The sequence below is a fragment of the Halomonas cibimaris genome (assembly GCF_039537045.1).
In the GTDB taxonomy this organism is placed as follows: Bacteria; Pseudomonadota; Gammaproteobacteria; order Pseudomonadales; family Halomonadaceae; genus Vreelandella; species Vreelandella cibimaris.
In genome coordinates this window covers 74,991-97,049 of sequence record NZ_BAAAZT010000076.1, presented here as the reverse complement: position 1 = coordinate 97,049, position 22,059 = coordinate 74,991, and the positions used below count along the sequence as shown (strand labels likewise).

Here is a 22,059-nt window from a genome sequence, read left to right as displayed (position 1 = left end):
TTACAGACCCTCCACGTTAAGACCCATGCTGCGGGCGCTACCGGCAATGGTGCGTACCGCGGCGTCAAGATCCGCCGCTGTCAGATCCGGCTCTTTGGTCTGAGCAATTTCTTCAAGCTGCTCGCGGGTCACGCTGCCAACCTTGGCCTTGTTCGGCTCACCGGAGCCGGACTTGACGCCTGCGGCTTTTTTCAGCAGCACAGCGGCAGGCGGCGTTTTGGTGACAAACGTAAAGCTGCGGTCGGTGTAGACGGTAATCACCACAGGCGTCGGCAGGCCAAGCTCAATGTCTTGCGTCTCGGCGTTGAACGACTTGCAAAACTCCATGATGTTAACGCCGTGCTGACCCAGCGCGGGGCCCACGGGCGGACTCGGATTGGCTTTACCTGCAGCAACCTGCAGCTTGATATAAGCCTGTACTTTCTTGGCCATGTTGTACTCCAGATGGGTATCGCGCCTTGCGGCTTCCCGGTGACAGCAAACCGCCTTTCAAAGGCGGTCTGCACGTTTACTCTGTTCGATCGCGTCCGGCCCGCTTTTTGACCGCTCTGCTCTTTTTCGACCGACGCGTTTTCAATCAACGCGCTGTTGACCTGCTCTTTTTTAATTTACTCTTTTTCGACCTGGGCGAATTCAAGCTCGACCGGCGTGGCGCGGCCGAAAATCAGCACGCTGACCTGCAAACGGCTTTTTTCGTAGTTGACCTCTTCCACCACGCCGTTGAAATCGGCAAACGGCCCGTCGGTGACGCGCACGGACTGGCCGGGCTCGAACATGGTCTTGGGCCGCGGCTTATCGGTGCCGTCCTTGACCCGGCGCAGAATCGACTCGGCTTCGCGGGTGGTGATCGGCGCGGGGTTTTCCTTGGTACCGCCGATAAAGCCCATGACGCGCGGCGTCTCATTCACCAGATGCCAGGTGTTGTCGGTCATTTCCATCTCGACCAGCACATAGCCGGGATAGAACTTGCGCTCGCTCTTACGGCGCTTGCCGTCGCGCATTTCGACGACTTCTTCGGTAGGCACGAGAATCTCGCCAAACTGATCTTCGGCGTCGTAAAGTTTTACACGCTCGGTGAGCGAGCGCATGACGTGCTTTTCAAAACCGGAATATGCGTGAACGACGTACCAACGCTTGGACATGAAAACTCCTAACCGATCACGCCGGACATCGCCCAGCCGAGAAGCGTGTCAATTAACCACAGCAGCAGGCCAACCACCATAACGGCGACCAGCACAATTGCGGTTGTTTGCACGGTTTCTGGCCGAGTCGGCCAGACCACGCGCTGTATTTCTTTCTTGGATTCGCGTGCCAGCGTTACCAGGCTGCGGCCCTTGGCCGTCGTCAGCGCTACGCCGCCGGCCATCAGGCAAAAAGCAACGACACCCAGCACGCGGTACAAAAGGCCGATGCCGGCAAAATAGGTGTTGGCTATCACTGCCACTGCCAACAGCGCGACCACTGCCGCCCATTTGAGCCCGTCATGGCGCGACTGCTGAACCTCGGCGCCATGTTTTACAGAATTAGGCTTCATAAAAACGAGACTCCTCGGGAGTGCGGCAAACGATAAGGAAAATCAGGAAAGGCACGCCAACTTGGGGAAAGCTGGCAGGCCAGGAGGGACTCGAACCCCCAACCTGCGGTTTTGGAGACCGCTGCTCTGCCAATTGAGCCACTGGCCTGTATCGTTACTGCCGCCTGCACCGTTGCGATGCCTGACAGCAGCGGCCGTCATACTAGCGGACAAATTCCCGCTTGACAACCCTTGCCTTCTTCGCTGCCTGAACCACGCCAGGCGACGAAGACAAAAAAAGCGAGCCTGGCTCGCCTTTTTGCAATATGGAGCTCATGGACGGAATTGAACCGTCGACCTCACCCTTACCAAGGGTGTGCTCTACCCCTGAGCTACATGAGCAAAACGTACAACAGATACGCACTGGAGCGGGCAGCGGGGATCGAACCCGCATCATCAGCTTGGAAGGCTGAGGTTCTACCATTGAACTATGCCCGCTTGAACCATGCCTGCTCGAATGGATCGCGCAGTTGCGGCGTTCGTGCTGCTGCCCGCTTGGCAACTTGTGGCTGCCAGTCATGAAAACTGGTGGAGGGAGAAGGATTCGAACCTTCGAAGCTTTCGCGGCAGATTTACAGTCTGCTCCCTTTGGCCACTCGGGAACCCCTCCATCGCTGGCGGCGCATTTTACCGCCTTCCAGAACGCTGTCAAGCCACAATGCTTTCTATTATCGCCTCATTGATTGAGGCTCAAGCATCTGGCACGACAGTCGGCATCTGCCTTCTGCCCTGGAACGCGCTGCATTCTGTCAAAGCAGCGAAGTGAATGCAAGCCCTGCTCGAACTTTTTCCAGCGCCGGCGCCTGGGGGGCGCTTGGCGCGCCCGACATGCGCCCCGCCCGTTCGGCGCGCGTCAGCGGAAAGCAGATCTCAAGTCCGCCATACACCATATCCGGCCACACTACGTGCGCCGCCGGCATCCCGCGGGATACCACTCGGGCATCGCCTCCGGTCAACAAAAGCGGCAGCGCTACGCCGTACTGATCGCACACCTCGCTATAGATACGCTGCACCGCACTGGTCGCGGCCATATAAATGCCGTGATTGACCGCATCCACCGTCGAACGTCCGGGCGTCAGCAGCGTATCGGCTTCGCCTTCCGGGTCAATGGCAACGTTGCGCGTGCCCAGCTTGAGGCTTTCTTTCATCAGCCGCAGGCCGGGAACGATATAGCCCCCTACGTGGCTACCGCCGGGCAGCACAAAGTCCACGGTGATCGCGCTGCCGCAGTCTACCGCGCAGCAGCCGCCGGCCAGCTGGTAGCCGGCAAGCGCCCCCAGCCAGCGATCCACCCCCAGCTGCCACGGCTGATCGTAGCCGTTGGTCACGCCCAGCGCCTGCCGGGTGGAGCGGGCAACATAAACGCGCGGCACGCACCGGCGCAGCAGCGCCACGGTCTCTTCCAGCACCTCGCGACGGGCAACGCTTGAAATACGCACCGCCTCGACGACGTCAAGATCGGGGATATCCGCCCCGGGGCGCCACTCTTCACGGGTCCATACCGCCCCGCGAGAGCGGATCTCGCTGCTTTCGACTTCTTTTAGCCGCCACTTCGACAGCGTATTGCCGATATCCAGATCCAGAATCATAGGCGACCGCGCACGCTGATTTCGCCGCCGGCCAGCCGGCGCTCACCGCCACCCTCTTCTTTTATCCAAAGATTGCCGGCAGCGTCGACGTCACCGGCCACCGCGTGACGCGACGTATGGCCTACCGATACGCTGACCGGGTAGCCGGCGTAGGCGTGGCGCCGGTTCCATTCGGCCTGCCAGGCGGCAAACCCTCGGGCTTCGAACTCGGCCAGCAGCGCCAGCAGGGCGTCCACAACGTCGGCGGCCAAGGCGTTGCGGTCAAGGTCCGGGCAGGTATCCGCCAGCACCGCCGCCGGCTGGCCGATGGTTTCACGCAGGGGATCGGGCAGCGCCAGATTCAGCCCGATGCCGATCACCGCATCGCACGGTCCGGCCGCATCGCCGGTCACCTCGACCAGGATACCGGCCAGCTTGGCAAGCGAGCCGTCCGGCGCATAAAGCAAAATATCGTTGGGCCATTTCAGCTGCGGGCGGGCGCCGTAGCGCTCCAGCACCTGCGACACCGCCACGCCGACTGCCAGGCTAAGGCCCTCAAGCGTGGCCACGCCGCCGTCAAAGCGCCAGCCCACCGAGAGCATCAGGCTTTGCCCCCAGGGCGTCAGCCAAACCCGGCCGCGCCGGCCGCGTCCGGCAGTTTGCTGCTCTACCAGGCACACCTCACCGTGGCCGGCGCCCTGGGAAAACCGCCGGCGCAGGTATTCATTGCTCGACGGCAGCGTATCCTCGACAAAAAGCCGAGCCAACCGGCGCCGGGCGTCGGCCGGCAAGCGCGACACGATTCGGGCGCCGTCCAGCGGCGTCAGCGACTGGGCTAGCTGATAGCCGCGCCCTTTGACGGCGCGCACTTCAACGCCGAAGGCCTCAAGCTTTTTCAGCTGCTTCCATATCGCCGCCCGGGAAATCCCGAGCGCCTCCCCCAGCTGCTCGCCGGAATGCACCTCGCCGTCGCTTAACAAACGCATCAGGTTGCCGATGGTCATGTCTCTGCCCTGCCCCGGGAAAACGGCCATCTTACCGGATGGCGTACAGCGGCGAAAAGCGTCCGGCGCTCGGCAGGCCATCTTGATCGATCGCCCCTGCAGGAAAGACAACGCTAGCCGTCAAGCGCCGCCAGCCCGTATAATGCCGGCCTATATTTTCAAGCAGGATCGCTTCGTGATCGAGAATCTTCGCAACATCGCCATCATCGCCCACGTTGACCACGGTAAAACCACCCTGGTGGACAAACTCTTGAGCCAGTCCGGCACGCTGGACCGCAAGGCCGAAAGCCAAGAGCGGGTGATGGACTCCAACGACCAGGAAAAAGAGCGTGGCATCACCATCCTGGCCAAGAACACCGCCATCCAGTGGCAAAACGAGGCCGGCACCGGCTATCACATCAACATCGTCGACACCCCCGGCCACGCCGACTTCGGCGGCGAAGTCGAGCGCGTGATGTCCATGGTCGACTCGGTGCTGCTGCTGGTCGACGCCGTGGATGGGCCCATGCCGCAGACCCGTTTTGTCACCCAGAAAGCGTTTGACCAGGGCCTGAAACCCATTGTGGTGGTCAACAAGATCGACCGCCCCGGCGCGCGCCCGGACTGGGTGATCGACCAGATCTTTGATCTGTTCGACAACCTCGGCGCCACTGAAGATCAGCTCGATTTTCCGATTATCTATTGCTCAGCGCTCAACGGCATTGCCGGCCCGGACCCCGATGAGCTGGCCGATGACATGACGCCGATGTTTCAGTCCATCGTCGACATCGTCGAGCCGCCGAAGGTTGAAGTTGACGGCCCCTTCCAAATGCAGATCTCGGCGCTGGACTATTCAAGCTACGTCGGCGTCATCGGCCTTGGGCGCATCACCCGCGGCAGCGTCAAGCCCAACCAGCAGATCACCGTGATCTCCAAGGAAGGCAAGGCGCGCCGCGGCAAGGTCGGCCAGGTGATGACCCACATGGGCCTTGAGCGGGTACAAACCGACGAGGCCACCGCCGGCGATATTATCTGCATCACCGGCATCGATAACCTGGCGATTTCCGATACGCTGTGCGACCCGGCCGCCGCCGAGGCGCTGCCCGCGCTGACCGTCGACGAGCCCACGGTGTCGATGACCTTTCAGGTCAACGACTCGCCGTTTGCCGGCAAGGACGGCAAATACGTCACCAGCCGCAACATCAAGGATCGCCTGGAACAGGAGCTGATCCACAACGTGGCCCTGCGCGTGGAAGAAGGCGACAGCCCGGAAAAGTTTACCGTCTCCGGTCGCGGCGAGCTGCACCTGTCGGTGCTGCTGGAGGCCATGCGCCGGGAAGGCTTCGAGATTGCCGTAGGCCGCCCGGAAGTCATCATTCGTGAAATCGACGGCGAGCAGCAGGAACCCTACGAAGAAGTCATCATCGACTGCGAAGAGCAGCACCAGGGCGCCATCATGGAGGAGCTGGGCTACCGCAAGGGCGAGATGACCAACATGCACCCCGACGGCAAGGGCCGCGTACGGGTAGACTTCATCATCCCCGCGCGCGGGCTGATCGGCTTTCGCGGCCAGTTCATGACGCTGACGTCAGGCACCGGCATTCTCACCAGCCGCTTTGACCACTACGGCCCGCTGCGCCCGGACGCCGCCACCGAGCGGCGCAACGGCGTGCTGGTCTCCATGGCCACCGGCAAGGCGCTGGCCTATGCGCTCTATGCCCTGCAGGATCGCGGCAAGCTCATCGTTGAGCACGGCACCGAGGTGTATGAAGGCATGCTGGTCGGCATCAACAACCGCGCCGACGACATGACCGTCAATCCCACCAAGGCCAAAAAGCTCGACAACATGCGCTCTGCAGGCGCTGACGAAAGCCTCGACCTGGTGCCGCCGGTACGCTTCACCCTGGAGCAGGCCATCGAGTTTCTCGACGACGACGAGCTGGTGGAAATCACGCCCAACCACCTGCGCCTGCGCAAAAAGCACCTCACCGAAAACGAGCGCAAGCGCGCCAACAAGAGCAAGTAACGCCCTGCGGCCTGTGCCGCTCGCCGCGTCGGAAACGGCCCGCCCTTTGGCGGGCCGTTTTTTTATTCATCTGTCATCCGGCGGCGATCGCGCCGGCGCTGGGCACGCTTGCGCCGATAAAACCGCACCGCGGCAATGCCCAGCGCCGCGGCCAGCATCAGCCCCAGGGCGGCCCCCTGCCAGGGGCGCGCGGCATCACCCAGCACGGTTTCCAGCACAATGATCGCAGTCAGCCCTGCCGCCTGGGTGGCGATCGCCAGCGCCCGCAAAGGATCATAGGTTGGCTGCGCCATTCGCACCTCCGCTTGTGGTTATCCCGTGATAAAGTCGCCATTGTACCCGTTTCCCCACGGCTTTTCGGACACCTCGCATGGACGCCAACGCACTGCTGACGCCGCTGCCCCGCCTGTACGCCGTTGCCGGCGGGCTGGCCCTGCTGGCCGGCGTGCTGGGCCATGCCCTGTGCCGGCACCGCTGCCGAGCGGCGATCGCGCCTTTGCCAACGCTCACCGCCCTGGGGCTGGGGTTTGCAGCCCTGCTGTTTCTTGGCACAGACGCCGCACCCGGCCGGCTGCCCGCCATCACTCTGGAAAAGCTCGACGGCAGCGCCGTGGCGCTGGCGACGCTGCCTGACGGCGCCCCCGTTATCATTCATCTGTGGGCCGCCGAGTGTCCGCCGTGTCGCCGGATGACGGCGGCATTCACAGCGCTTCAGCGCGACAACAACGTGCGCATTGTCAGCGTCAACCAGGGCGACGATCTGCTGGTGACCATACGCCATGTGGATACCCTCGCCGCACGCCGAGCGCTGCCTTTCAACCGCGTGCTACGCGACCCCCAGCAGCGGCTGATGGCAGCGTTCAACACCCGGCAGCTGCCGTTTACCCTGCTGGTTGACGCCCACGGCCGAGTGCAGCAGCACCGCGCCGGCCCGCTGGGCCAAGCCGCCCTGGAGGGCTGGCTGAACGTGCCGAGCCGCTAAACCCGCCAGCGCACCTTAATCCGCCCGCCGCTTTGCGTTAGAATCGCCCGCCTTTGAGACGCCGCTGCCTCCCCGCCGGCGGCGTTTTCCCGATTGACCGCATCCTCCGAGGCACCATGAGCGACTTTTCTCCCGGCCAGCGCTGGATCAGCGACGGCGAAGCCGAACTCGGGCTTGGCACCGTACTCAGCTGCGATGCCAGAAGCGTCACCATCCTGTTCCCCGCCAGTCAGGAAACCCGTACCTACAACACCCGCCAGGCCCCGCTGACCCGGGTTGCCTTCGGCGCCGGCGACCGCGTGACCGCCGCCGAAGGCTGGCAGATGACCGTGGATGCCAGCCGCGAGCACCGGGGGCTGATCATCTACCAGGGCACGGACGGCGACGGCAACGCCTGCGAGCTGCCCGAAACCAAGCTTGCCGATACCATGCAGTTTGACCAGGCCCGGGACCGGGTACTCACAGGCCAGGTCGACCGCAACGACTGGTTCGACCTGCGCTTTCGCACCCTGCACCACTACCAGCGCACCGAAAAGCACCCAGCGCTGGGCTTTGCCGGCCCGCGCATCGAGCTGATCGCCCACCAGCTCTACATCGCCGACGAAGTCGCCCGCCGCCACGCCCCCCGGGTGCTGCTGGCCGACGAAGTGGGCCTGGGCAAGACCATCGAAGCCGGGCTGATTCTGCACCGCCTGCTGCTCACCGGCCGCGCCGAGCGCGCGCTGATTCTGGTCCCTGACAGCCTTACGCATCAATGGCTGGTAGAGCTTCTGCGCCGTTTTGCGCTCAACGTCACCCTGCTCGACGAAAACCAGAGCACCGCGCTGGAAAGCGACGCCGTGGGCGACAACCCCTTCGACAGCGGCCAGATCATTCTGGCAAGCCAGCGCTGGCTGTTTGCCAACCCTGCGCGCCAGCACCAAGCGCTCAAGGCCCGCTTTGACCTGCTCATCGTCGACGAAGCCCACCACCTGGACTGGCGCGAAGACGGCACCAGCGGGCCGGGCTATCAGTGCGTGGAGGCGCTTTCCGGCGAGATTGATGCCCTTTTGCTGCTCACCGCCACGCCGGAGCAGATGGGCATTGCCAGCCACTTTGCCCGGCTGCGCCTGCTCGACCCCGAGCGCTACCACACCCTGGAGCGCTTCCGCGAAGAAGAGCGCCACTACGCCGAGGTGGCCGCCGCCATCGAGGCGCTGGACGCGGTGGGCGAAAGCGACAGCGCCCGGGAGCGGGTCGCCGGCGTAATCGACGACGCCGAAAGCCGTGCGCTGCTGGCAACGCTTGCCAACCCTGAAGCCGACGCCGAGCAGCGCGACAACATTCGGGCGCGCCTGCGCGAGGCGCTGCTCGACCGCCACGGCACCGGCCGGGTGATGTTTCGCAACAGCCGTCGCCACGTCGGCGGCTTCCCCGAGCGTCACCTGCACGTTACCTCGCTTGAGCTGCCTTCGGCCTACCGCCGGGTGCTGCGCCGCGTCGAACGCGACGAGGACTACCTTGATGAGCTTTTGATCGAAACCGGCATGGACCACCCGGACGTGCTCATCTACCCCGACGCCATGTACCGCGAGCTCTCAAGCGACCCGCTCAACGCCGAGCCCTGGTGGCACATCGACCCTAGGGTTCGCTGGCTTTTAGAACGGCTAAGCGACGATAGCGAAGCAGGCTTTGCCGGCGAGAAAGTGCTGGTTATCGCCCACCACCGGGAAACCGCCGAAGGCCTGGCCGAAGGGCTGCGCACCCTGGGCGGCTACCACGCGCCGGTGTTTCACGAGGGGCTTTCGCTGATCGAACGCGACCGGGCCGCCGCCGCCTTCGCCGATGAAGAAGACGGCTGCCAGGTGCTGGTGTGCTCGGAAATCGGCTCGGAAGGGCGCAACTTCCAGTTCTGCCGCCACCTGGTAATGTTCGACATGCCCCAGCACCCGGACCAGCTGGAACAGCGCATCGGCCGGCTCGACCGCATCGGCCAGCGCCACGCCATTGAGCTGCACGTGCCCCAGTTTGAAAACAGCCCCGCTGCCCGGCTGATGCGCTGGTACCATGAAGGCATGGACGCCTTCAGCGCGCCCCACGGCGTAGGCAGCGCGCTGTTTGATGCCTTTGGCGACGCCCTGGCCGATGCCCTGCTCGACGACGACGAACTCGACGCCATTATCGACGAGACCCACGCGCTTTTTACCGCCAAGCTTGCCGAACGCGACGCCGGACGCAACCGCCTGCTGGAGCTCAACGCCTGCCGCCCGGCGCGCGCTGAAGCCGTCATCGACGGCGTGCGCGAACTCGACGGCGATCGCGCCCTGCCGCGCTATGTGGAGCGCGCGCTGGACATTTTCGGCGTCGACAGCCGCGAACTGGGCAACGGCCTGATGCACATCAAGCCAAGCCCGCAGATGCTCGACGGCCTGCCCGGGCTGACCCGGGGCGAAGACGGCTTTACCGCCACCTACCGGCGCGACCAGGCCCTTGCCCGGGATGACGTTCAGCGGCTTTCCTGGGAGCACCCGCTGCTGCGGGAAATGATGGGCCGCATCGTTGACGGCACCATGGGCAACAGCGCGCTGGCGCTGCTTGGCCATCCGTCGATTCCCGGCGGCCGGCTGATGGTCGAGCTTATTTTTCGCACTCACTGCCCGGCCCCCAAACGCCTGCATCTGAATCGTTTTTTGCCGCCTACCGCGGTGCGCGTACTGCTCGACGAATCCGGCGCCAACTTAAGCGATAACATCTCGTTTACCGGCCTGGGCAAAAACCTGCAAAAGGTCAACAAATCCCTGGCCCGGGAGCTGATCAAAGAGCATCACGACAAGCTGCGCGGCCTGCTCGAACAGGGGGAAAGCGAAGCCGAGCGCGAGCTGCCAAGCATTGTCGAGGCCGCCGAAGCGCGCATGCGCGCCCAGCTCGACGGCGAACTGGCCCGGCTGAACGCGCTGGCCGAACACAACCCCGCCGTGCGCGACGCCGAGCTTGCCGCACTCGGCGAGGAGCGTGCCGCGCTGGGCGAGGCCATCGAAGCCACCCGCCTGCGCCTGGACGCCGTGCGGGTCATCATCACCGTGGATGCCGGCGGCTAAGAGGCTTTTCAGCCCGGCGCGAGAATCGCTTCCAGCGCCCGGTCCAGGGTTTTATAGCGAAAACCAAAGCCTGCCTGCTGCAAGCGCGCCGGGCGCATGTCCGCCCCGGTGAGCAGCAGCCGGGCCATTTCCCCCAGCCCCGCCTTGAGCACAAAGGCGGGTACCGGCAGCACCGCCGGGCGGTTGAGGGTGTTCGCCAGCGTCCGGGTAAACTCCGCGTTGGTCACCGGATGCGGGGCACTGGCGTTGAACGCACCGCTGGCGGAGTCGCGCTCCAGCAGAAAGCATATCGCCGCGACCAGGTCATCCCGGTGAATCCACGGCATGAACTGCCGGCCGCTGCCGAAGCGCCCGCCCAGCCCCCACTTGAACGGCGGCAGCATCTTCTCCAGGCTGCCGCCGCCTTCGCCGAGCACCAGCCCGATGCGCACAATCGCCGTGCGCACCCCGAGCGCTTCCACCTCGCCGGCGGCGGCTTCCCAGCGCGCGCACAGCCGGTGGGCGAACTCGTCGCGGGGCGGGGTGTCCTCGGTGACCGCGGTATCGCCCTCGCCGTCTTCCTTTTGCTCGCCGTAGTAGCCCATGGCCGAGGCCGACACCAGCACCCCGGGCAGCGCCTCCCCGGCCTCGCGCAGGGCCTTGCACAGCGCCACGAGATCGCCGGTGGCGCGCAGGCGCGAGTCGATCATCTCGCGCTTTTGCGCCTCGCTCCAGCGCTTGGCAGCGATCGATTCGCCGGCCAGATTGACCAGCGCATCCGGCGGCGTATCGGCAAAGGCCACCGCGCTGTCACGCACGTCGCAGCCCTCGGGCAACAGCGTCCGAGCTTTCTCCGGCGAACGCGACACCACCTGCAGCGCATGGCCCTGGCGAGCCAGGCGCTCGCACAGGCGCCGGCCGACAAAACCGCTCCCTCCGGTAATCAGTACACGCATGGCAGACTCCTTTTTCATGACAGGCTTTTTGTTGCGCGCGTGCAGCACACGCCCACAGACGGCTGGCCGCACCTCGCGCACCAGAGTGGCATACACTTTGACGAAACCACACACCCGCTGTACTAACTATGTACAATACAGCGAACATATTACAGCCAATGTATCACCGCCGCGCTTTCACCATTGCGCATTGCCCCCTTTTACTGCGACCCGCTCGCTTAGGATATCGCCATGACGCTCGCCTCGCCGCCTGTTGCTCACATCGCCGTTATCGGCGCCGGCATTGCCGGGCTCGCCTGCGCGCAAGCGCTGACGGATGCCGGCCTTGCCGTGACGCTTTTTGACAAGGCCCGAGGCCCCGGCGGGCGCATGTCCAGCCGCCACCGGCCCGACGCCGTTGTCGATCTCGGCGCCCAGGCGTTTACCGCCCGAGACCCGGCTTTTATCGCCGCGCTCGACACCTGGCGACACGCCGGCTGCGCGGCGGGCTGGCCGGACAGCGCCTGGCGCGCCGGGCCCGGCGGCTGGCAGCGTATCCACGACGGCCGCGAACGCTTTTGCGGCGCACCGCGCATGAGCGCCATTACCCGCTATCTGGCCGATCAGGTCGAGCAGGCCGGCGCGGCGCTGCACCCTGCCACCCGCATTCGCGCCATTGACGGCGCCCCCGGTGCCCTGCGGCTGCAAAGCGAGCAGGGCGATATTTTCGGGCCTTATACACAGGTGGTCATCGCCGTGCCGCCGCCCCAGGCCGAGCCGCTGGTACAGCCCTGGGATAACGTCCTTGGCGAGCGCTGCCGGCACCTTGCACAGCGCGCCTGCTGGGCAGGATGGGCCATTTTCGACGCGCCGCTGCCCACCCCGCAGGGCGTGGATGCAAACTGGCAGCAGGCCCACGCCGAACACCCGGCGCTGCGCCTGGTATCGCGCAACCAGCGCAAACCCGGCCGCGACCGCCAGCCGGAAAGCGTGACCCTGCTGGCCCACAGCGACTGGAGCGAGGCACATCTGGAAGACGCGCCGGCGCAGGTGGCCGACGTTCTGCTCGACGCGCTGGCCACGCTGTTTTCCGGCCAGCCGCTGCCGGCGCTGGTGGAGCACGGCGCCCACCGCTGGCGCTATTCCCAGCCGGCCGACGGTGGCGCTTTCAGGCCCGAAAACGGCTTTATCATCGGTGCGGCCGGCCTGGCGCTGTGCGGCGACAGCCTGCGCGGCGGGCGGGTAGAAGACGCCTGGCTTTCCGGCCATCGGCTGGGGCAGCGGCTTGGCCAGGGCCTCACGGGTTGTGATTAGCGCTCACAAGTTGTACAACAGCGGTGTGTATAATACACGCCAAATACCCGGCATACGCCGCCGGCATCGCATATCGATCACGTTTTCACCACGGCATCCAAGAGGCACAGGCGCCCATGAGCAACCAGGCGACCCATCCACCCGACACTCCGCTGTATCCCATCCGGGAGGTTTCCCGGCTAACGGGTGTGAACTCGGTCACCCTGCGCGCCTGGGAGCGCCGCTACGGCTTGATAAAGCCCCAGCGCACGCCCAAGGGCCACCGCCTTTACGCCCAGGATGACATCACGCGCATCGAGCGCATTCTGCAATGGCTCAACCGCGGCGTGCCGGTCAGCCAGGTGGCGGATCTGCTCGATCAGCCGGAGGCCGTGGAAACGCCGGCGCCAGCCAGCGACGACTGGGACAGCCAGCGCCATCAGCTGATCACTTTGGTGCAGGCGCTGAACGTCCAGCGCCTGGAGGCGCTTTATCACCAGAGTCTGGCGCTCTATCCGCTGACCACCGCGGTCAACGAGCTCTGGCAGCCGGTCATCAACGCGCTGGAAGACGAATGGCAGCAAACCCCCGACGTTGCCGCCCGCCGCACGCTGGAAGCTTTGCTGCGCAGCCAGGTGAGCATTCGCCTGCACTATGCCAACCAGGCCACTCGCGGGCCGCTGGTGCTGCTGATGCCGCGCCCGGGCGAGCCCGGCCCGCTGTGGATGCTGCTGGCGGCCCTGCTGGCAAGCGAGCAAGGCTACCGGGTGCAGCTGTTTGATTCCGGCATAGCGCTGGACGCTCTGCCCCGGGCGGTAACGCGGCTGCACGCCGCCCTGGTGCTCTTTGCCGGCGGCGAGGTGCCAAGCGAGGCTCTTTCCCTGCCCGACGAGACCCCGGACGTGCCGATAGCCCTGTGCGGGCCGGCGCACGAAGCACCTCACGACAGCCGTCTTTATCTGCTGGGTGATGACCTGCCGCGGGCCGTGGCAAAGCTGCGCCCGCTGCTGCGCGAATCCGGCGTTTTGTAGACGGCGCCCCGTCTTTTCCCCCATCAAAGCCCGGGAGCCCGACATGGCCTTGCAGCTGGTATGGTTTCGCAGCGACCTTCGCATTCACGACAATCGCGCACTGGCGGCGGCCGCCGCCCGGGGCCCGGTGATCGCTGTGTTCCTGCACAGCCCGGCCCAGTGGCAGGCCCACGGCCACGGCGCCAACCAGATCGATTTTTTGCGCCGCGGCGTCGAAGCACTGCGCGAGGCGCTACACGGCCTTAACATTCCCCTGCTGCAGCGCCTGGTTCCCCGCTTCAACGATGCCCCGCGGGCGCTTGCCGCCATCGCCGAGGAATACGACGCCGCCGCGCTGCACTTCAACTGCGAGTACGCGCTCAACGAACAGCGCCGGGACGCCGCCGTCCAGACGGCGTTCAACGACGCGGGGCGTGCCTGCCACGGCTATCACGACGCTGTGGCATTCGCCCCGGGCGAGCTGTTGACCGGCAAGGGCGACTACTACGGCGTTTTTACCCCGTTTGCCAAGGCCTGGCACCGCCACATCAGCGCCGAGCGCCTGGCCCTTGACGACGCCCCGGCCGCACAGGCGCCGCTGGACGTGCCCGCCGAGGCGCAGCCTGCGCTGGACATTCCTCTGGAAGACGAGCCCGTTGACGGCCGCCAGTGGCCCGCCGGGGAAGACGCCGCCGCCGACCATCTGGCGCGCTTTCTGCGCTTTCGCGGCCGTCACTACCAGAGCCAGCGGGACTTTCCCGGGGTGCGCGGCACCAGCGCGCTTTCGCCCTATCTGGCGCTGGGGATGGTGTCCTGGCGCCAGTGCATGAACGCGGTGATGTCGGAAAACGACGGCCGGCTGGCCGAGGGCGACGCCGGACTTGCCGCCTGGGTCAACGAGCTGATCTGGCGCGAATTCTACCGCCACGTGGCGGCGGGCTTTCCCCGGGTTTGCCGCCGTCAGCCGTTCAAGGCAAGCACCCGGGCCCTTGAGTGGCGCAACGACGACGCAGGCTTCGCCGCCTGGTGCGAAGGGCGCACCGGCTACCCGCTGGTGGACGCCGCCATGCGCCAGCTGGTGGCCACCGGCTGGATGCACAACCGCCTGCGCATGGTCACAGCGATGTTTCTCGCCAAGCATCTGCTCATCGACTGGCGCCGCGGCGAGGCGTTTTTCATGCGCCACCTGATCGACGGCGAATTCTGCGCCAACAACGGCGGCTGGCAGTGGGCGGCGTCTACCGGCACCGATGCGGTGCCGTACTTTCGTATTTTCAACCCTACCACCCAGTCCACTCGCTTCGATCCGGACACCGAATTCATCGCCCGCTGGGTGCCTGAGCTTGCCTCCCTTGCGCCCCGTGCGCGGCACGACCCGCCCGCCGCCGAGCGCGCGCGCCTGAAATACCCTGCCCCTGTAGTGGAGCACAAGGCAGCTCGCAAGCGCGCGCTGGAGGCGTTCAAGGCGCTGGGCTGACCGAGCCTGGCCCGGCACAGCCGGCCTTTTACAAAACCGGAACGCGACTTACCCATAGCAGAGAGACCGCCATGTCCCAGAACGCGGCGCTGGAGGCGTTCTGCGCCTTTTTCGACAAACTCGACAAAAATTGTACAAGCAAGCTGTACGACGTATATACTCCTGACGTCGTGTTCATTGATCCGCTGCACCGCATCGAGGGTGCCAAGGCGCTGGAGGCCTACTTTGCCGGCATGTACGCAAACGTCAGCCGCTGCCGTTTTGACTACCACGACAAACACCGCCACGGCGATACGGCCTTTGTCAGCTGGACGATGACGTTTGCCCACCCCAAGCTCAACCGCGGGCGCGAGATCAGCGTTGACGGCTGCACCCGGCTGCAGTTTGCCGCCGACGGCCGGGTGGCCAGACACCGCGACTATTTCGATGCCGGCGCCATGCTCTACGAACAGGTACCGCTGCTGGGCCGCGCCGTTCGCTGGCTGAAACACCGCGCCAGCCGCTAGCACAGCAGCGCCAACAGGAGAACGCATGCGCACCTGGAACACCCCGCAACGCATCTGGCTGACCGGCGCGACCTCGGGCATCGGCGAGACGCTGGCCCGGCGGCTGTTGCGTGAAGGCCACCGCGTGGTGCTCAGCGCCCGCCGCGAAGACCGGCTTGCCGCGCTGTGCCAAGGCCATACAAACGCCGTTGCCCTGCCGCTGGATATCAGCGACCGCGGCGCCGTACAAAGCGCCGGCCGGCAGATACAGGCCGAGCTTGGCGGGCTGGATCTGGCCGTGTTCAACGCCGGCACCTGCGAATACCTCGACGCCGGCGATTTCGACATGGCCCTGGTCGAGCGCGTGCTTACCGCCAATCTGTACGGCACGCTGTACTGCGTGGAAGCCGCGCTGCCGCTTGTGCGCGCCGCGCGCCGGGAAGGCCGCCCGGCCCGGCTTGCCGTTACTTCCAGCGCCTCGGCCTATCTCGCCCTGCCCCGGGCCGAGGCCTACGGCGCCTCCAAGGCCGCACTGAGCTATTTCATGGAATCGTTGCGCCTTGACCTGGCGCCGGAGAAAATCGGCGTAAGCGTTATCCATCCGGGCTTTGTCAAAACCCCGCTCACCGCACAAAACGACTTTCCCATGCCCATGCAAATCCGCACTGAGCAGGCGGCAGACGCCATCCTGAAAGGGCTTTACAAAGGCCGCAAGGACATCCACTTTCCCAGGCGCTTTACCTTTATCGTCAAGCTGCTGGGCATTTTGCCGCTGACGCTGCGTTTTGCCATCGGCAAGCGGCTGGTACGGGAGAGCCAGACATGACAGCACCCGGCACCCAGCGCATTGCCGTGATCGGCAGCGGCGTCAGCGGCATGGCCGCGGGCTTTTATTTGTCTGCCCGCCATGCAGTGACGCTGTTTGAAGCCGGGCCGCGGCTTGGCGGACACACTGCCACCGTCGATGTCGAGGCGGCCGGCGAGCGCCACGCCGTGGACACCGGCTTTATCGTGTTCAACGACTGGACCTATCCGCACTTTATCCGCCTGCTGGAAACCCTGGGCGTGGCGGCCCAGCCCACCGAAATGAGCTTTTCGGTGCACGAAACCGCCCGAGACTTCGAATACAACGGCCATACGCTGGGCTCGCTGTTTGCTCAGCGGCGTAACCTCGCCTCGCCGAGCTTCTACCGGCTGCTGGGCGATATCGTGCGCTTTAACCGCCAGGCCACCCGGGATCTGGAAAAAAACCGCCTGACGCACGGTTTGACCCTTGGCGAGTATCTTGACCGCCAAGGCTACGGCGAGGCGTTCCAGCGTCGCTACCTGCTGCCCATGGGCGCGGCCATCTGGTCGGCCAGCCTTGACGATCTGCGCGGCTTTCCGCTGGCGTTTTTCGTACGCTTTTTTCGCAACCACGGGCTGTTGAACATCGCCAACCGGCCCCAGTGGTACACCGTGGCCGGCGGCTCGCGGGCCTACATCCCCGCGCTGACCGCGCCCTACGCCGAGCGCATCCGCCTGAACGCGCCGGTCACCGCCGTCACTCGGGATGCCACCGGCGTCGACGTGACCACCGCCGGGGGCACCGAGCGCTTTGACCGCGTGGTGCTGGCCTGCCATGCCGACCAGACGCTGAAGATACTAGGGTCTGACGCCACCCCTGCCGAGCGCGAGGTGCTCGGTGCCATGCCCTATCAGGACAACGAGGTGGTGCTGCACACCGATACCGCGCTTCTGCCCCGCCGCCGCCGCGCCTGGGCGAGCTGGAACTACCGGCTGGACAGCCGCGACGCCGGCGACGCCGTCTCGGTGACCTATAACATGAACATTCTCCAGCGCCTTGAGACCGACACCACCTTCTGCGTGACGCTCAACGACGGCCAGAGCATCGATCCGGCCAAAATTCTACGGCGCTTCACCTACGCCCACCCGCGCTTCACCCTGGCCGGCCAAACCGCTCAGGCGCGCCACGCGGATATCTGCGGGGCGGCGGAAAACCACGGCCGTACCCATTTTTGCGGCGCCTACTGGCGCAACGGCTTTCACGAAGACGGCGTGTGGAGCGCGCTGCGCGTGGCGCAAAAACTTGGCTGCGACGAGCCCGCACCGCCGCCCGAGCCGCCCACAGCGACGCCGGCCCACCACCTGCTGCCCGACGCCGGGCCGGGAGACACGGGATGAACCCGCGCACCGACTCACCGCGCTCACGCGTGTATTGCGGCACCCTGCGCCACCGCCGCTTTGTGCCCAAAACCCACGCATTCAGCTATCAGGTATGGATGATGTGGCTGGATCTGGACGAGCTGCCGGAGCTTTTTAACGGCGTGCCGGGCTTTAGCGCCCGCCGCCCTGCGCCGGCGCGGTTTCGCCGAGAGGACTATCTCGGCCCGGCGGCCATGCCGCTGAAAGACGCCGTGCGCAAGCGGCTGACCGACGAGCTGGGCGGCGCGCCGGACGGGCGCATCTGCATGCTGACTCAGCTGCGGGTGCTGGGAGCGGTATTTAATCCGATCACGTTTTACTACGCCTTTGACCGTGACGATCGCCTGGCGGCGATACTCGGCGAGGTCACCAACATGCCCTGGCGCGAGCGCACTACCTACGCCGCCGCGGTCGATCCGGCGCGCCATACCCACGCGGCACGCTTTGCCAAGCACATGCACGTATCACCGTTCAATCCCATGGACATGCGCTATCGCTGGCGCTTCAACGTGCCGGGCGAGCAGCTGCTGATGCACATGGAAAACCACGCCGCCGACGGCGACGGCGGCGCTGAGCGCTGCCACTTTGACGCCACGCTAACGCTTGAAGGCACGCCGGCAACCCGGGGAGCGCTGGTGCGCACCCTGGCCCGCCGGCCGGGCATGAGCCTGAAAACCCTTGCCGGCATTCACCTTCAGGCGCTCAAGCTGTGGCGCAAGGGCGTGGCGATTCACGACCATCCAGGCCCTAACGATTCGAAAAACCATCGGGAGACACCGCCATGACGAGCGCCAACTCACTGCCCGCCTCTCGTCAGGCCGCCCCCCGCCATCGCCTCGCGCGCTGGCTCAGGCCACGCCTGCTCGCCCAGCTCGATCGCTTCACCGGCGGCACCATTGCCCTGGTGGAAAACGATACCCGCCGCTGTCTGGGCCAGGGCGGCCCGCTGGAGGCCACGGTCATCATTCGCCACCCCCGGGCCTGGCAGCGCATGGCGCTGGGCGGCACCGTCGGCGCCGGCGAGGCGTACATGGACGGCGACTGGGATACCGACGATCTGGTAACGCTGGTGCGCCTGTTCGCCGTCAATCTGGAAGCGGTCAACGCGCGCATGGAAAACGGCAGCGCGCGCCTTGCCCGCTGGCTGCTGGCCGGCGCCTATCGCCTGCAGCGCAACAGCGCCGAAGGCGCCCGGCGCAACATTGCCGCCCACTACGACATCGGCAACGATCTGTTTGCCACCTTTCTTGATCGCCGCCACTGGATGTATTCAAGCGCGGTCTTCCCTACCGCAGACGCCAGCCTGGAAGAGGCGTCTACCTACAAGCTCGACCTGATGCTCGACAAGCTTGGCGTAGCGCCCGACCACCACCTGCTGGAAATCGGCACCGGCTGGGGCGGGCTTGCCATCCACGCCGCCAAAACCCGCGGCTGCCGGGTCACAACCACCACGATTTCCACCGAGCAGCACGACCACACCGCCAGACGCATCGAGGAAGAGGGCCTGGGCGAGCGCATCACCCTGCTTAAAAAAGACTACCGTGACCTCACCGGCACCTATGATCGCATTATTTCGGTGGAGATGATCGAGGCTGTGGGCCATCAGTATCTGGATACGTATCTGGCCAAAATCGACGGCCTGCTTGCCCTCGACGGCCAGGCCATGCTGCAGGCCATCACCATCCGCGATCAGCGCTTTGACGCGGCCAAGCGCGAGATGGATTTCATCAAACGCTATATCTTTCCCGGCGGCTTTCTGCCCTCGCACCGGGCCATGATCGACAGCCTGGCGCGCAAGACCACGCTCAACGTGGTGGGGCTGGAGGAAATCGGTCGGCACTACGCCCGCACCCTGCGCGAATGGCGCCACCGCTTTGACGCCAGCCTGGAGCAGGTGCGCGAGCTGGGCTACGACGAGCGCTTTATCCGCATGTGGCGCTACTATCTTTGCTACTGCGAAGGCGGCTTTCTCGAACGCTCCATCGGTACCTGCCAGCTGCTGCTGGCCAAGCCCGGTGCCCGCCCGGTTTCCCACAGCGGCGCATCGTGAACGGGCGACGGCTGCGCCGGCTGGCGCTCAACGCGCTGGCGTTCGAGGCCGGCTGGCTGGCCTGCGTGCTCGGCGGCTCGCAGGTGGCGCTGGCCGCAGGGGCGCTGGTGGTGGGCGGGCATCTGTGGCGGGTGGCCGGCGCCGGGGAGGGGCGGCTGCTGGCCGGCTTTGCCGCACTGGGGCTGGCGGTGGACGGCGGCTTTGCGCTTGCCGGCGGCTTTATTTTTGCCGACCCCACGCCTGCCTGGCTGCCTTTGCCGCTGTGGCTTTGGATGCTATGGCCGCTTTTTGCCACGCTGGTGCACCATTCGCTGGGCTGGCTGTGGCATCTTCCGTGGCTTGCGCCGCTGCTGGGCGCTACGGGCGGGGCGCTTTCCTACTACGGCGGCAGCGTGCTGGCGGACGTCACCCTGGCCCCCTGGCTGCTGCCGGCCGAGGCGCTGGCGTGGGCGCTTGTATTCGGGGGGCTTGCCGCCCACCGGGCTTCCAGCTCGGCTGCCGGCAGCGGCCGGGCAAAATAAAAACCCTGCACCGACCGGCAGCCGGCATCCACCAGAAACTGCCGCTGGGCCTCGGTTTCTACGCCCTCGGCCACCACGTCAAGCGCCATGCCCTCGGCCATGGCCAGCACCGCGGTGACGATGGCGGCGTCGGCGCGGCTTTCCGGCAGCTCGCGGATAAACGCGCGGTCCAGCTTGACCTTGTCCACCGGCAGGTGCTTGAGATAGCCAAGCGATGAATAGCCGGTGCCGAAGTCGTCGACGGCCAGCGGCGCGCCCCGCTCGCGCAGGGTTTCAAGCCTTGGCACCATGTCGCCGGCGCGCTCGTCGAGCAGCACGGACTCGGTCAGCTCCAGGCCGATCTGCGAGGCCTGAAGCCGGTAGCGCTTCAAGCAGCCGGCCAGCTGGCTTTCCAGATCGCCCTGAAACAGCTGCAGCGCCGAAATGTTGATCCATATTGTAGTGGCCGGCATGGCGGTATGCTGCCAGCGGGCCTGCTGGGCACAGGCGTTTTCCACCACCCAGGCGCCCAGCTCGGCCATCAGCCCGTGGCGTTCGGCCAGAGGAATGAACTCCCCCGGGGAAATCATGCCGTCCCGGGGGTGGCGCCAGCGCAGCAGCGCCTCCATGCCGGTGAGCGCGCCGGTGGCCGGGTGATGCTGGGTTTGGTAATGAAGCTCCAGCTGGTCACCGGCTACCAGCGCTTCGCGCAAATCGCTGACCAGCGCCAGCCGGGGGTTGGCCTGCTGGTCCAGCGCCGGGCGAAAGCGCAGGCTGTGGTTGCGCCCCTGGCGCTTGGCGCTGTAGAGCGCCGATTCCAGCCGCTGGAACAGCACGCCGGAATCCCTGCCGTCTTCCGGGGCGCGACAGCTGCCGATGGTCAGCCCCAGGCGCAGCGACTGCTGCTGCACCTCAAAGGGGCGCCCCATGTGCTCACGCAGCCCTGCCACCCAAGCGTTGTGATCGTCAAACGTGGTCGTGCGGATCACCAGAAATTCGTCGCCGCCCAGCCGCCCGGTAACGCTGCCGGCCGCCTGACGGGACAGGCGATGGGCAAAGCGCCCCAGCAGGCGGTCCCCCTGCTCTACGCCAAAGCTGTCGTTGATGCTTTTGAAGCCGTCGATATCAATCAGCGCCATATCCAGGCTCTCGCCGGCGCGCAGGTGGCGTATGCGCGACGCCATCAGATCATGCAGGCGCCGGCGGTTGGGCAGCCCGGTCAGCGGGTCTTCAAAGCCGATGCGGCGCAGGTCGTTTTCCCGGGCTTTCTGGGCCGAAATATCGGTGTACAGACCGATGAAATGGCTGACCTCGCCGCGGCGATCGGTCATTGCCCGGATCTTGACCCATTCCGGGCACTCGTCGCCGCTTTTGCGCCGGCTCCACATTTCGCCCTCCCAGCACCCGGTGGTCAGCAGCGTCTGCCAAAACCGGCGATAAAAGGCCTTGTCGTGGCGCGTGGACGACAGCATTTCCAGCTTGCGCCCCACGACTTCTCCCGCGGTGTAGCCGGTAATCTGGGTAAACGCCGGATTCACCGCCTGCACGCGGTTGCGGGCATCGCTTACGACCACGGCTTCGCCGGCAAGGCTCACGGCATCCTGGGCCAGACGAGCTTGCTCACGCTGCTTGAGCACCTGGCGCCAGGCATCGCCCATGCCCAGCGCCACAGCGCTTGTAGCCACCATGCGCAGCGTAGCATCGGGTATCCAGATGCAGGCCGGCAGGGCCATCAGCGCCGCCCAGACCAGCGGACGGTTGAGAGAGACAAGGGGCCACATGATACGTTGGCGCTCCTGATGCAGAGAGATAAGTAAGGCAGAGCGGTAAGCTGGCGTAAAGCAAAGCAGCGAACGGTAAAAAAAGCGCCCGCCGCCGTCCGCGCCATGATGCCAGCTATTGTGCTAAAAAATGCA

19 protein-coding genes, 4 tRNA genes and 1 pseudogene are annotated in these 22,059 nt (G+C 65.5%); 12 read left to right on the top strand and 12 right to left on the bottom strand.

The window, feature by feature from the left end; genetic code table 11:
- From rplK to ABD654_RS10765, 9 genes are all read right to left on the bottom strand, one after another.
- Positions 1 to 432, bottom strand: coding sequence for a 50S ribosomal protein L11 (rplK, locus tag ABD654_RS10805; RefSeq protein ID WP_344704892.1), 432 nt, complete (start codon positions 430 to 432; stop codon positions 1 to 3).
- A 176-nt stretch (positions 433 to 608) separates the two neighbouring features.
- Positions 609 to 1,142, bottom strand: a complete 534-nt coding sequence (nusG, locus tag ABD654_RS10800) for a transcription termination/antitermination protein NusG (RefSeq protein WP_344704891.1) — start codon at positions 1,140 to 1,142, stop codon at positions 609 to 611.
- Between the two features lie 8 nt (positions 1,143 to 1,150).
- Positions 1,151 to 1,534 (bottom strand): preprotein translocase subunit SecE, encoded by a 384-nt coding sequence (secE, locus tag ABD654_RS10795; RefSeq protein WP_344704890.1) that lies wholly within the window; start codon positions 1,532 to 1,534, stop codon positions 1,151 to 1,153.
- A gap of 72 nt (positions 1,535 to 1,606) precedes the next feature.
- Positions 1,607 to 1,682, bottom strand: a tRNA-Trp gene (locus ABD654_RS10790).
- Positions 1,683 to 1,840: 158 nt separating this feature from the next.
- Positions 1,841 to 1,915, bottom strand: a tRNA-Thr gene (locus tag ABD654_RS10785).
- 22 nt (positions 1,916 to 1,937) lie between these two features.
- Positions 1,938 to 2,011: transfer RNA gene (locus ABD654_RS10780), tRNA-Gly, on the bottom strand.
- Between the two features lie 88 nt (positions 2,012 to 2,099).
- Positions 2,100 to 2,183, bottom strand: a tRNA-Tyr gene (locus ABD654_RS10775).
- A 139-nt stretch (positions 2,184 to 2,322) separates the two neighbouring features.
- Entirely contained in the window at positions 2,323 to 3,162 is an 840-nt protein-coding gene (locus ABD654_RS10770) for a type III pantothenate kinase (RefSeq protein WP_344704889.1), read from the bottom strand.
- Positions 3,159 to 4,145 carry a biotin--[acetyl-CoA-carboxylase] ligase gene (locus ABD654_RS10765; protein ID WP_344704888.1) on the bottom strand — a complete coding sequence of 329 codons (987 nt, stop codon included), beginning with the start codon at positions 4,143 to 4,145 and terminating at the stop codon, positions 3,159 to 3,161. The genes ABD654_RS10770 and ABD654_RS10765 overlap by 4 nt, the downstream gene beginning before the upstream one ends.
- A gap of 175 nt (positions 4,146 to 4,320) precedes the next feature.
- Between ABD654_RS10765 and typA the strand changes: the two genes are divergently transcribed.
- Positions 4,321 to 6,150 carry a translational GTPase TypA gene (gene typA, locus ABD654_RS10760; RefSeq protein ID WP_344704887.1) on the top strand — a complete coding sequence of 610 codons (1,830 nt, stop codon included), beginning with the start codon at positions 4,321 to 4,323 and terminating at the stop codon, positions 6,148 to 6,150.
- Positions 6,151 to 6,212: 62 nt separating this feature from the next.
- Here typA and ABD654_RS10755 read toward each other — a convergent pair whose 3' ends face one another.
- Positions 6,213 to 6,443, bottom strand: a complete 231-nt coding sequence (locus ABD654_RS10755) for a hypothetical protein (protein WP_344704886.1) — start codon at positions 6,441 to 6,443, stop codon at positions 6,213 to 6,215.
- A 77-nt stretch (positions 6,444 to 6,520) separates the two neighbouring features.
- On the opposite strand from ABD654_RS10755, the gene ABD654_RS10750 reads away from it, so the two are divergent.
- Together ABD654_RS10750 and rapA are read left to right on the top strand one after the other, a co-directional pair.
- On the top strand, positions 6,521 to 7,132 hold the full coding sequence (locus ABD654_RS10750) for a TlpA family protein disulfide reductase (protein ID WP_344704885.1): 612 nt from the start codon (positions 6,521 to 6,523) through the stop codon (positions 7,130 to 7,132).
- Between the two features lie 116 nt (positions 7,133 to 7,248).
- Positions 7,249 to 10,209 carry an RNA polymerase-associated protein RapA gene (gene rapA / locus ABD654_RS10745; protein ID WP_344704884.1) on the top strand — a complete coding sequence of 987 codons (2,961 nt, stop codon included), beginning with the start codon at positions 7,249 to 7,251 and terminating at the stop codon, positions 10,207 to 10,209.
- Between the two features lie 8 nt (positions 10,210 to 10,217).
- Here the strand turns inward: rapA and ABD654_RS10740 are convergent, their stop codons facing one another.
- A complete protein-coding gene (locus tag ABD654_RS10740; RefSeq protein ID WP_344704883.1) occupies positions 10,218 to 11,144 on the bottom strand; it encodes a TIGR01777 family oxidoreductase in 927 nt (308 codons plus the stop codon).
- A 231-nt stretch (positions 11,145 to 11,375) separates the two neighbouring features.
- On the opposite strand from ABD654_RS10740, the gene ABD654_RS10735 reads away from it, so the two are divergent.
- The 9 genes and pseudogenes from ABD654_RS10735 to ABD654_RS10695 form a co-directional block, all read left to right on the top strand.
- The gene (locus ABD654_RS10735; RefSeq protein WP_344704882.1) at positions 11,376 to 12,437 is read left to right on the top strand and encodes an NAD(P)/FAD-dependent oxidoreductase; all 1,062 of its coding nucleotides are present in this window, start codon (positions 11,376 to 11,378) and stop codon (positions 12,435 to 12,437) included.
- Between the two features lie 116 nt (positions 12,438 to 12,553).
- Positions 12,554 to 13,447: a MerR family transcriptional regulator gene (locus tag ABD654_RS10730; RefSeq protein WP_344704881.1), complete on the top strand. Its 894-nt coding sequence runs from the start codon at positions 12,554 to 12,556 to the stop codon at positions 13,445 to 13,447.
- Positions 13,448 to 13,490: 43 nt separating this feature from the next.
- Complete coding sequence (phrB, locus tag ABD654_RS10725) at positions 13,491 to 14,903, top strand: deoxyribodipyrimidine photo-lyase (protein WP_344704880.1); 1,413 nt, start codon at positions 13,491 to 13,493, stop codon at positions 14,901 to 14,903.
- A gap of 71 nt (positions 14,904 to 14,974) precedes the next feature.
- Entirely contained in the window at positions 14,975 to 15,409 is a 435-nt protein-coding gene (locus ABD654_RS10720; RefSeq protein WP_344704879.1) for a nuclear transport factor 2 family protein, read from the top strand.
- 25 nt (positions 15,410 to 15,434) lie between these two features.
- On the top strand, positions 15,435 to 16,214 hold the full coding sequence (locus ABD654_RS10715) for an SDR family NAD(P)-dependent oxidoreductase (protein WP_344704878.1): 780 nt from the start codon (positions 15,435 to 15,437) through the stop codon (positions 16,212 to 16,214).
- Positions 16,211 to 17,572, top strand: coding sequence for an NAD(P)/FAD-dependent oxidoreductase (locus ABD654_RS10710; RefSeq protein ID WP_344704877.1), 1,362 nt, complete (start codon positions 16,211 to 16,213; stop codon positions 17,570 to 17,572). Before ABD654_RS10715 ends, ABD654_RS10710 begins: the two co-directional genes overlap by 4 nt.
- Positions 17,569 to 18,378 carry a DUF1365 domain-containing protein gene (locus ABD654_RS10705; RefSeq protein ID WP_344704876.1) on the top strand — a complete coding sequence of 270 codons (810 nt, stop codon included), beginning with the start codon at positions 17,569 to 17,571 and terminating at the stop codon, positions 18,376 to 18,378. Before ABD654_RS10710 ends, ABD654_RS10705 begins: the two co-directional genes overlap by 4 nt.
- Complete coding sequence (locus tag ABD654_RS10700; protein ID WP_344704875.1) at positions 18,375 to 19,643, top strand: class I SAM-dependent methyltransferase; 1,269 nt, start codon at positions 18,375 to 18,377, stop codon at positions 19,641 to 19,643. The genes ABD654_RS10705 and ABD654_RS10700 overlap by 4 nt, the downstream gene beginning before the upstream one ends.
- Positions 19,526 to 20,044: pseudogene (locus ABD654_RS10695) on the top strand (DUF2878 family protein); the annotation flags it as partial. The gene ABD654_RS10700 and the pseudogene ABD654_RS10695, both read left to right, overlap by 118 nt.
- Here ABD654_RS10695 and ABD654_RS10690 read toward each other — a convergent pair.
- Entirely contained in the window at positions 20,023 to 21,924 is a 1,902-nt protein-coding gene (locus tag ABD654_RS10690; RefSeq protein WP_344704874.1) for a putative bifunctional diguanylate cyclase/phosphodiesterase, read from the bottom strand. The pseudogene ABD654_RS10695 and the gene ABD654_RS10690 sit on opposite strands and share 22 nt — an antisense overlap.
- Positions 21,925 to 22,059: the final 135 nt, after the last annotated feature.

What these genes read in the sequence shown, in the direction of transcription:
- rplK (WP_344704892.1), bottom strand. Translation starts at nt 432, where the DNA reads ATGGCCAAGAAAGTACAGGCTTATATCAAGCTGCAGGTTGCTGCAGGT.
- nusG (WP_344704891.1), bottom strand. Translation starts at nt 1,142, where the DNA reads ATGTCCAAGCGTTGGTACGTCGTTCACGCATATTCCGGTTTTGAAAAG.
- secE (WP_344704890.1), bottom strand. Translation starts at nt 1,534, where the DNA reads ATGAAGCCTAATTCTGTAAAACATGGCGCCGAGGTTCAGCAGTCGCGC.
- ABD654_RS10770 (WP_344704889.1), bottom strand. Translation starts at nt 3,162, where the DNA reads ATGATTCTGGATCTGGATATCGGCAATACGCTGTCGAAGTGGCGGCTA.
- ABD654_RS10765 (WP_344704888.1), bottom strand. Translation starts at nt 4,145, where the DNA reads ATGACCATCGGCAACCTGATGCGTTTGTTAAGCGACGGCGAGGTGCAT.
- ABD654_RS10755 (WP_344704886.1), bottom strand. Translation starts at nt 6,443, where the DNA reads ATGGCGCAGCCAACCTATGATCCTTTGCGGGCGCTGGCGATCGCCACC.
- ABD654_RS10750 (WP_344704885.1), top strand. Translation starts at nt 6,521, where the DNA reads ATGGACGCCAACGCACTGCTGACGCCGCTGCCCCGCCTGTACGCCGTT.
- rapA (WP_344704884.1), top strand. Translation starts at nt 7,249, where the DNA reads ATGAGCGACTTTTCTCCCGGCCAGCGCTGGATCAGCGACGGCGAAGCC.
- ABD654_RS10740 (WP_344704883.1), bottom strand. Translation starts at nt 11,144, where the DNA reads ATGCGTGTACTGATTACCGGAGGGAGCGGTTTTGTCGGCCGGCGCCTG.
- ABD654_RS10735 (WP_344704882.1), top strand. Translation starts at nt 11,376, where the DNA reads ATGACGCTCGCCTCGCCGCCTGTTGCTCACATCGCCGTTATCGGCGCC.
- ABD654_RS10730 (WP_344704881.1), top strand. Translation starts at nt 12,554, where the DNA reads ATGAGCAACCAGGCGACCCATCCACCCGACACTCCGCTGTATCCCATC.
- phrB (WP_344704880.1), top strand. Translation starts at nt 13,491, where the DNA reads ATGGCCTTGCAGCTGGTATGGTTTCGCAGCGACCTTCGCATTCACGAC.
- ABD654_RS10720 (WP_344704879.1), top strand. Translation starts at nt 14,975, where the DNA reads ATGTCCCAGAACGCGGCGCTGGAGGCGTTCTGCGCCTTTTTCGACAAA.
- ABD654_RS10715 (WP_344704878.1), top strand. Translation starts at nt 15,435, where the DNA reads ATGCGCACCTGGAACACCCCGCAACGCATCTGGCTGACCGGCGCGACC.
- ABD654_RS10710 (WP_344704877.1), top strand. Translation starts at nt 16,211, where the DNA reads ATGACAGCACCCGGCACCCAGCGCATTGCCGTGATCGGCAGCGGCGTC.
- ABD654_RS10705 (WP_344704876.1), top strand. Translation starts at nt 17,569, where the DNA reads ATGAACCCGCGCACCGACTCACCGCGCTCACGCGTGTATTGCGGCACC.
- ABD654_RS10700 (WP_344704875.1), top strand. Translation starts at nt 18,375, where the DNA reads ATGACGAGCGCCAACTCACTGCCCGCCTCTCGTCAGGCCGCCCCCCGC.
- ABD654_RS10690 (WP_344704874.1), bottom strand. Translation starts at nt 21,924, where the DNA reads ATGTGGCCCCTTGTCTCTCTCAACCGTCCGCTGGTCTGGGCGGCGCTG.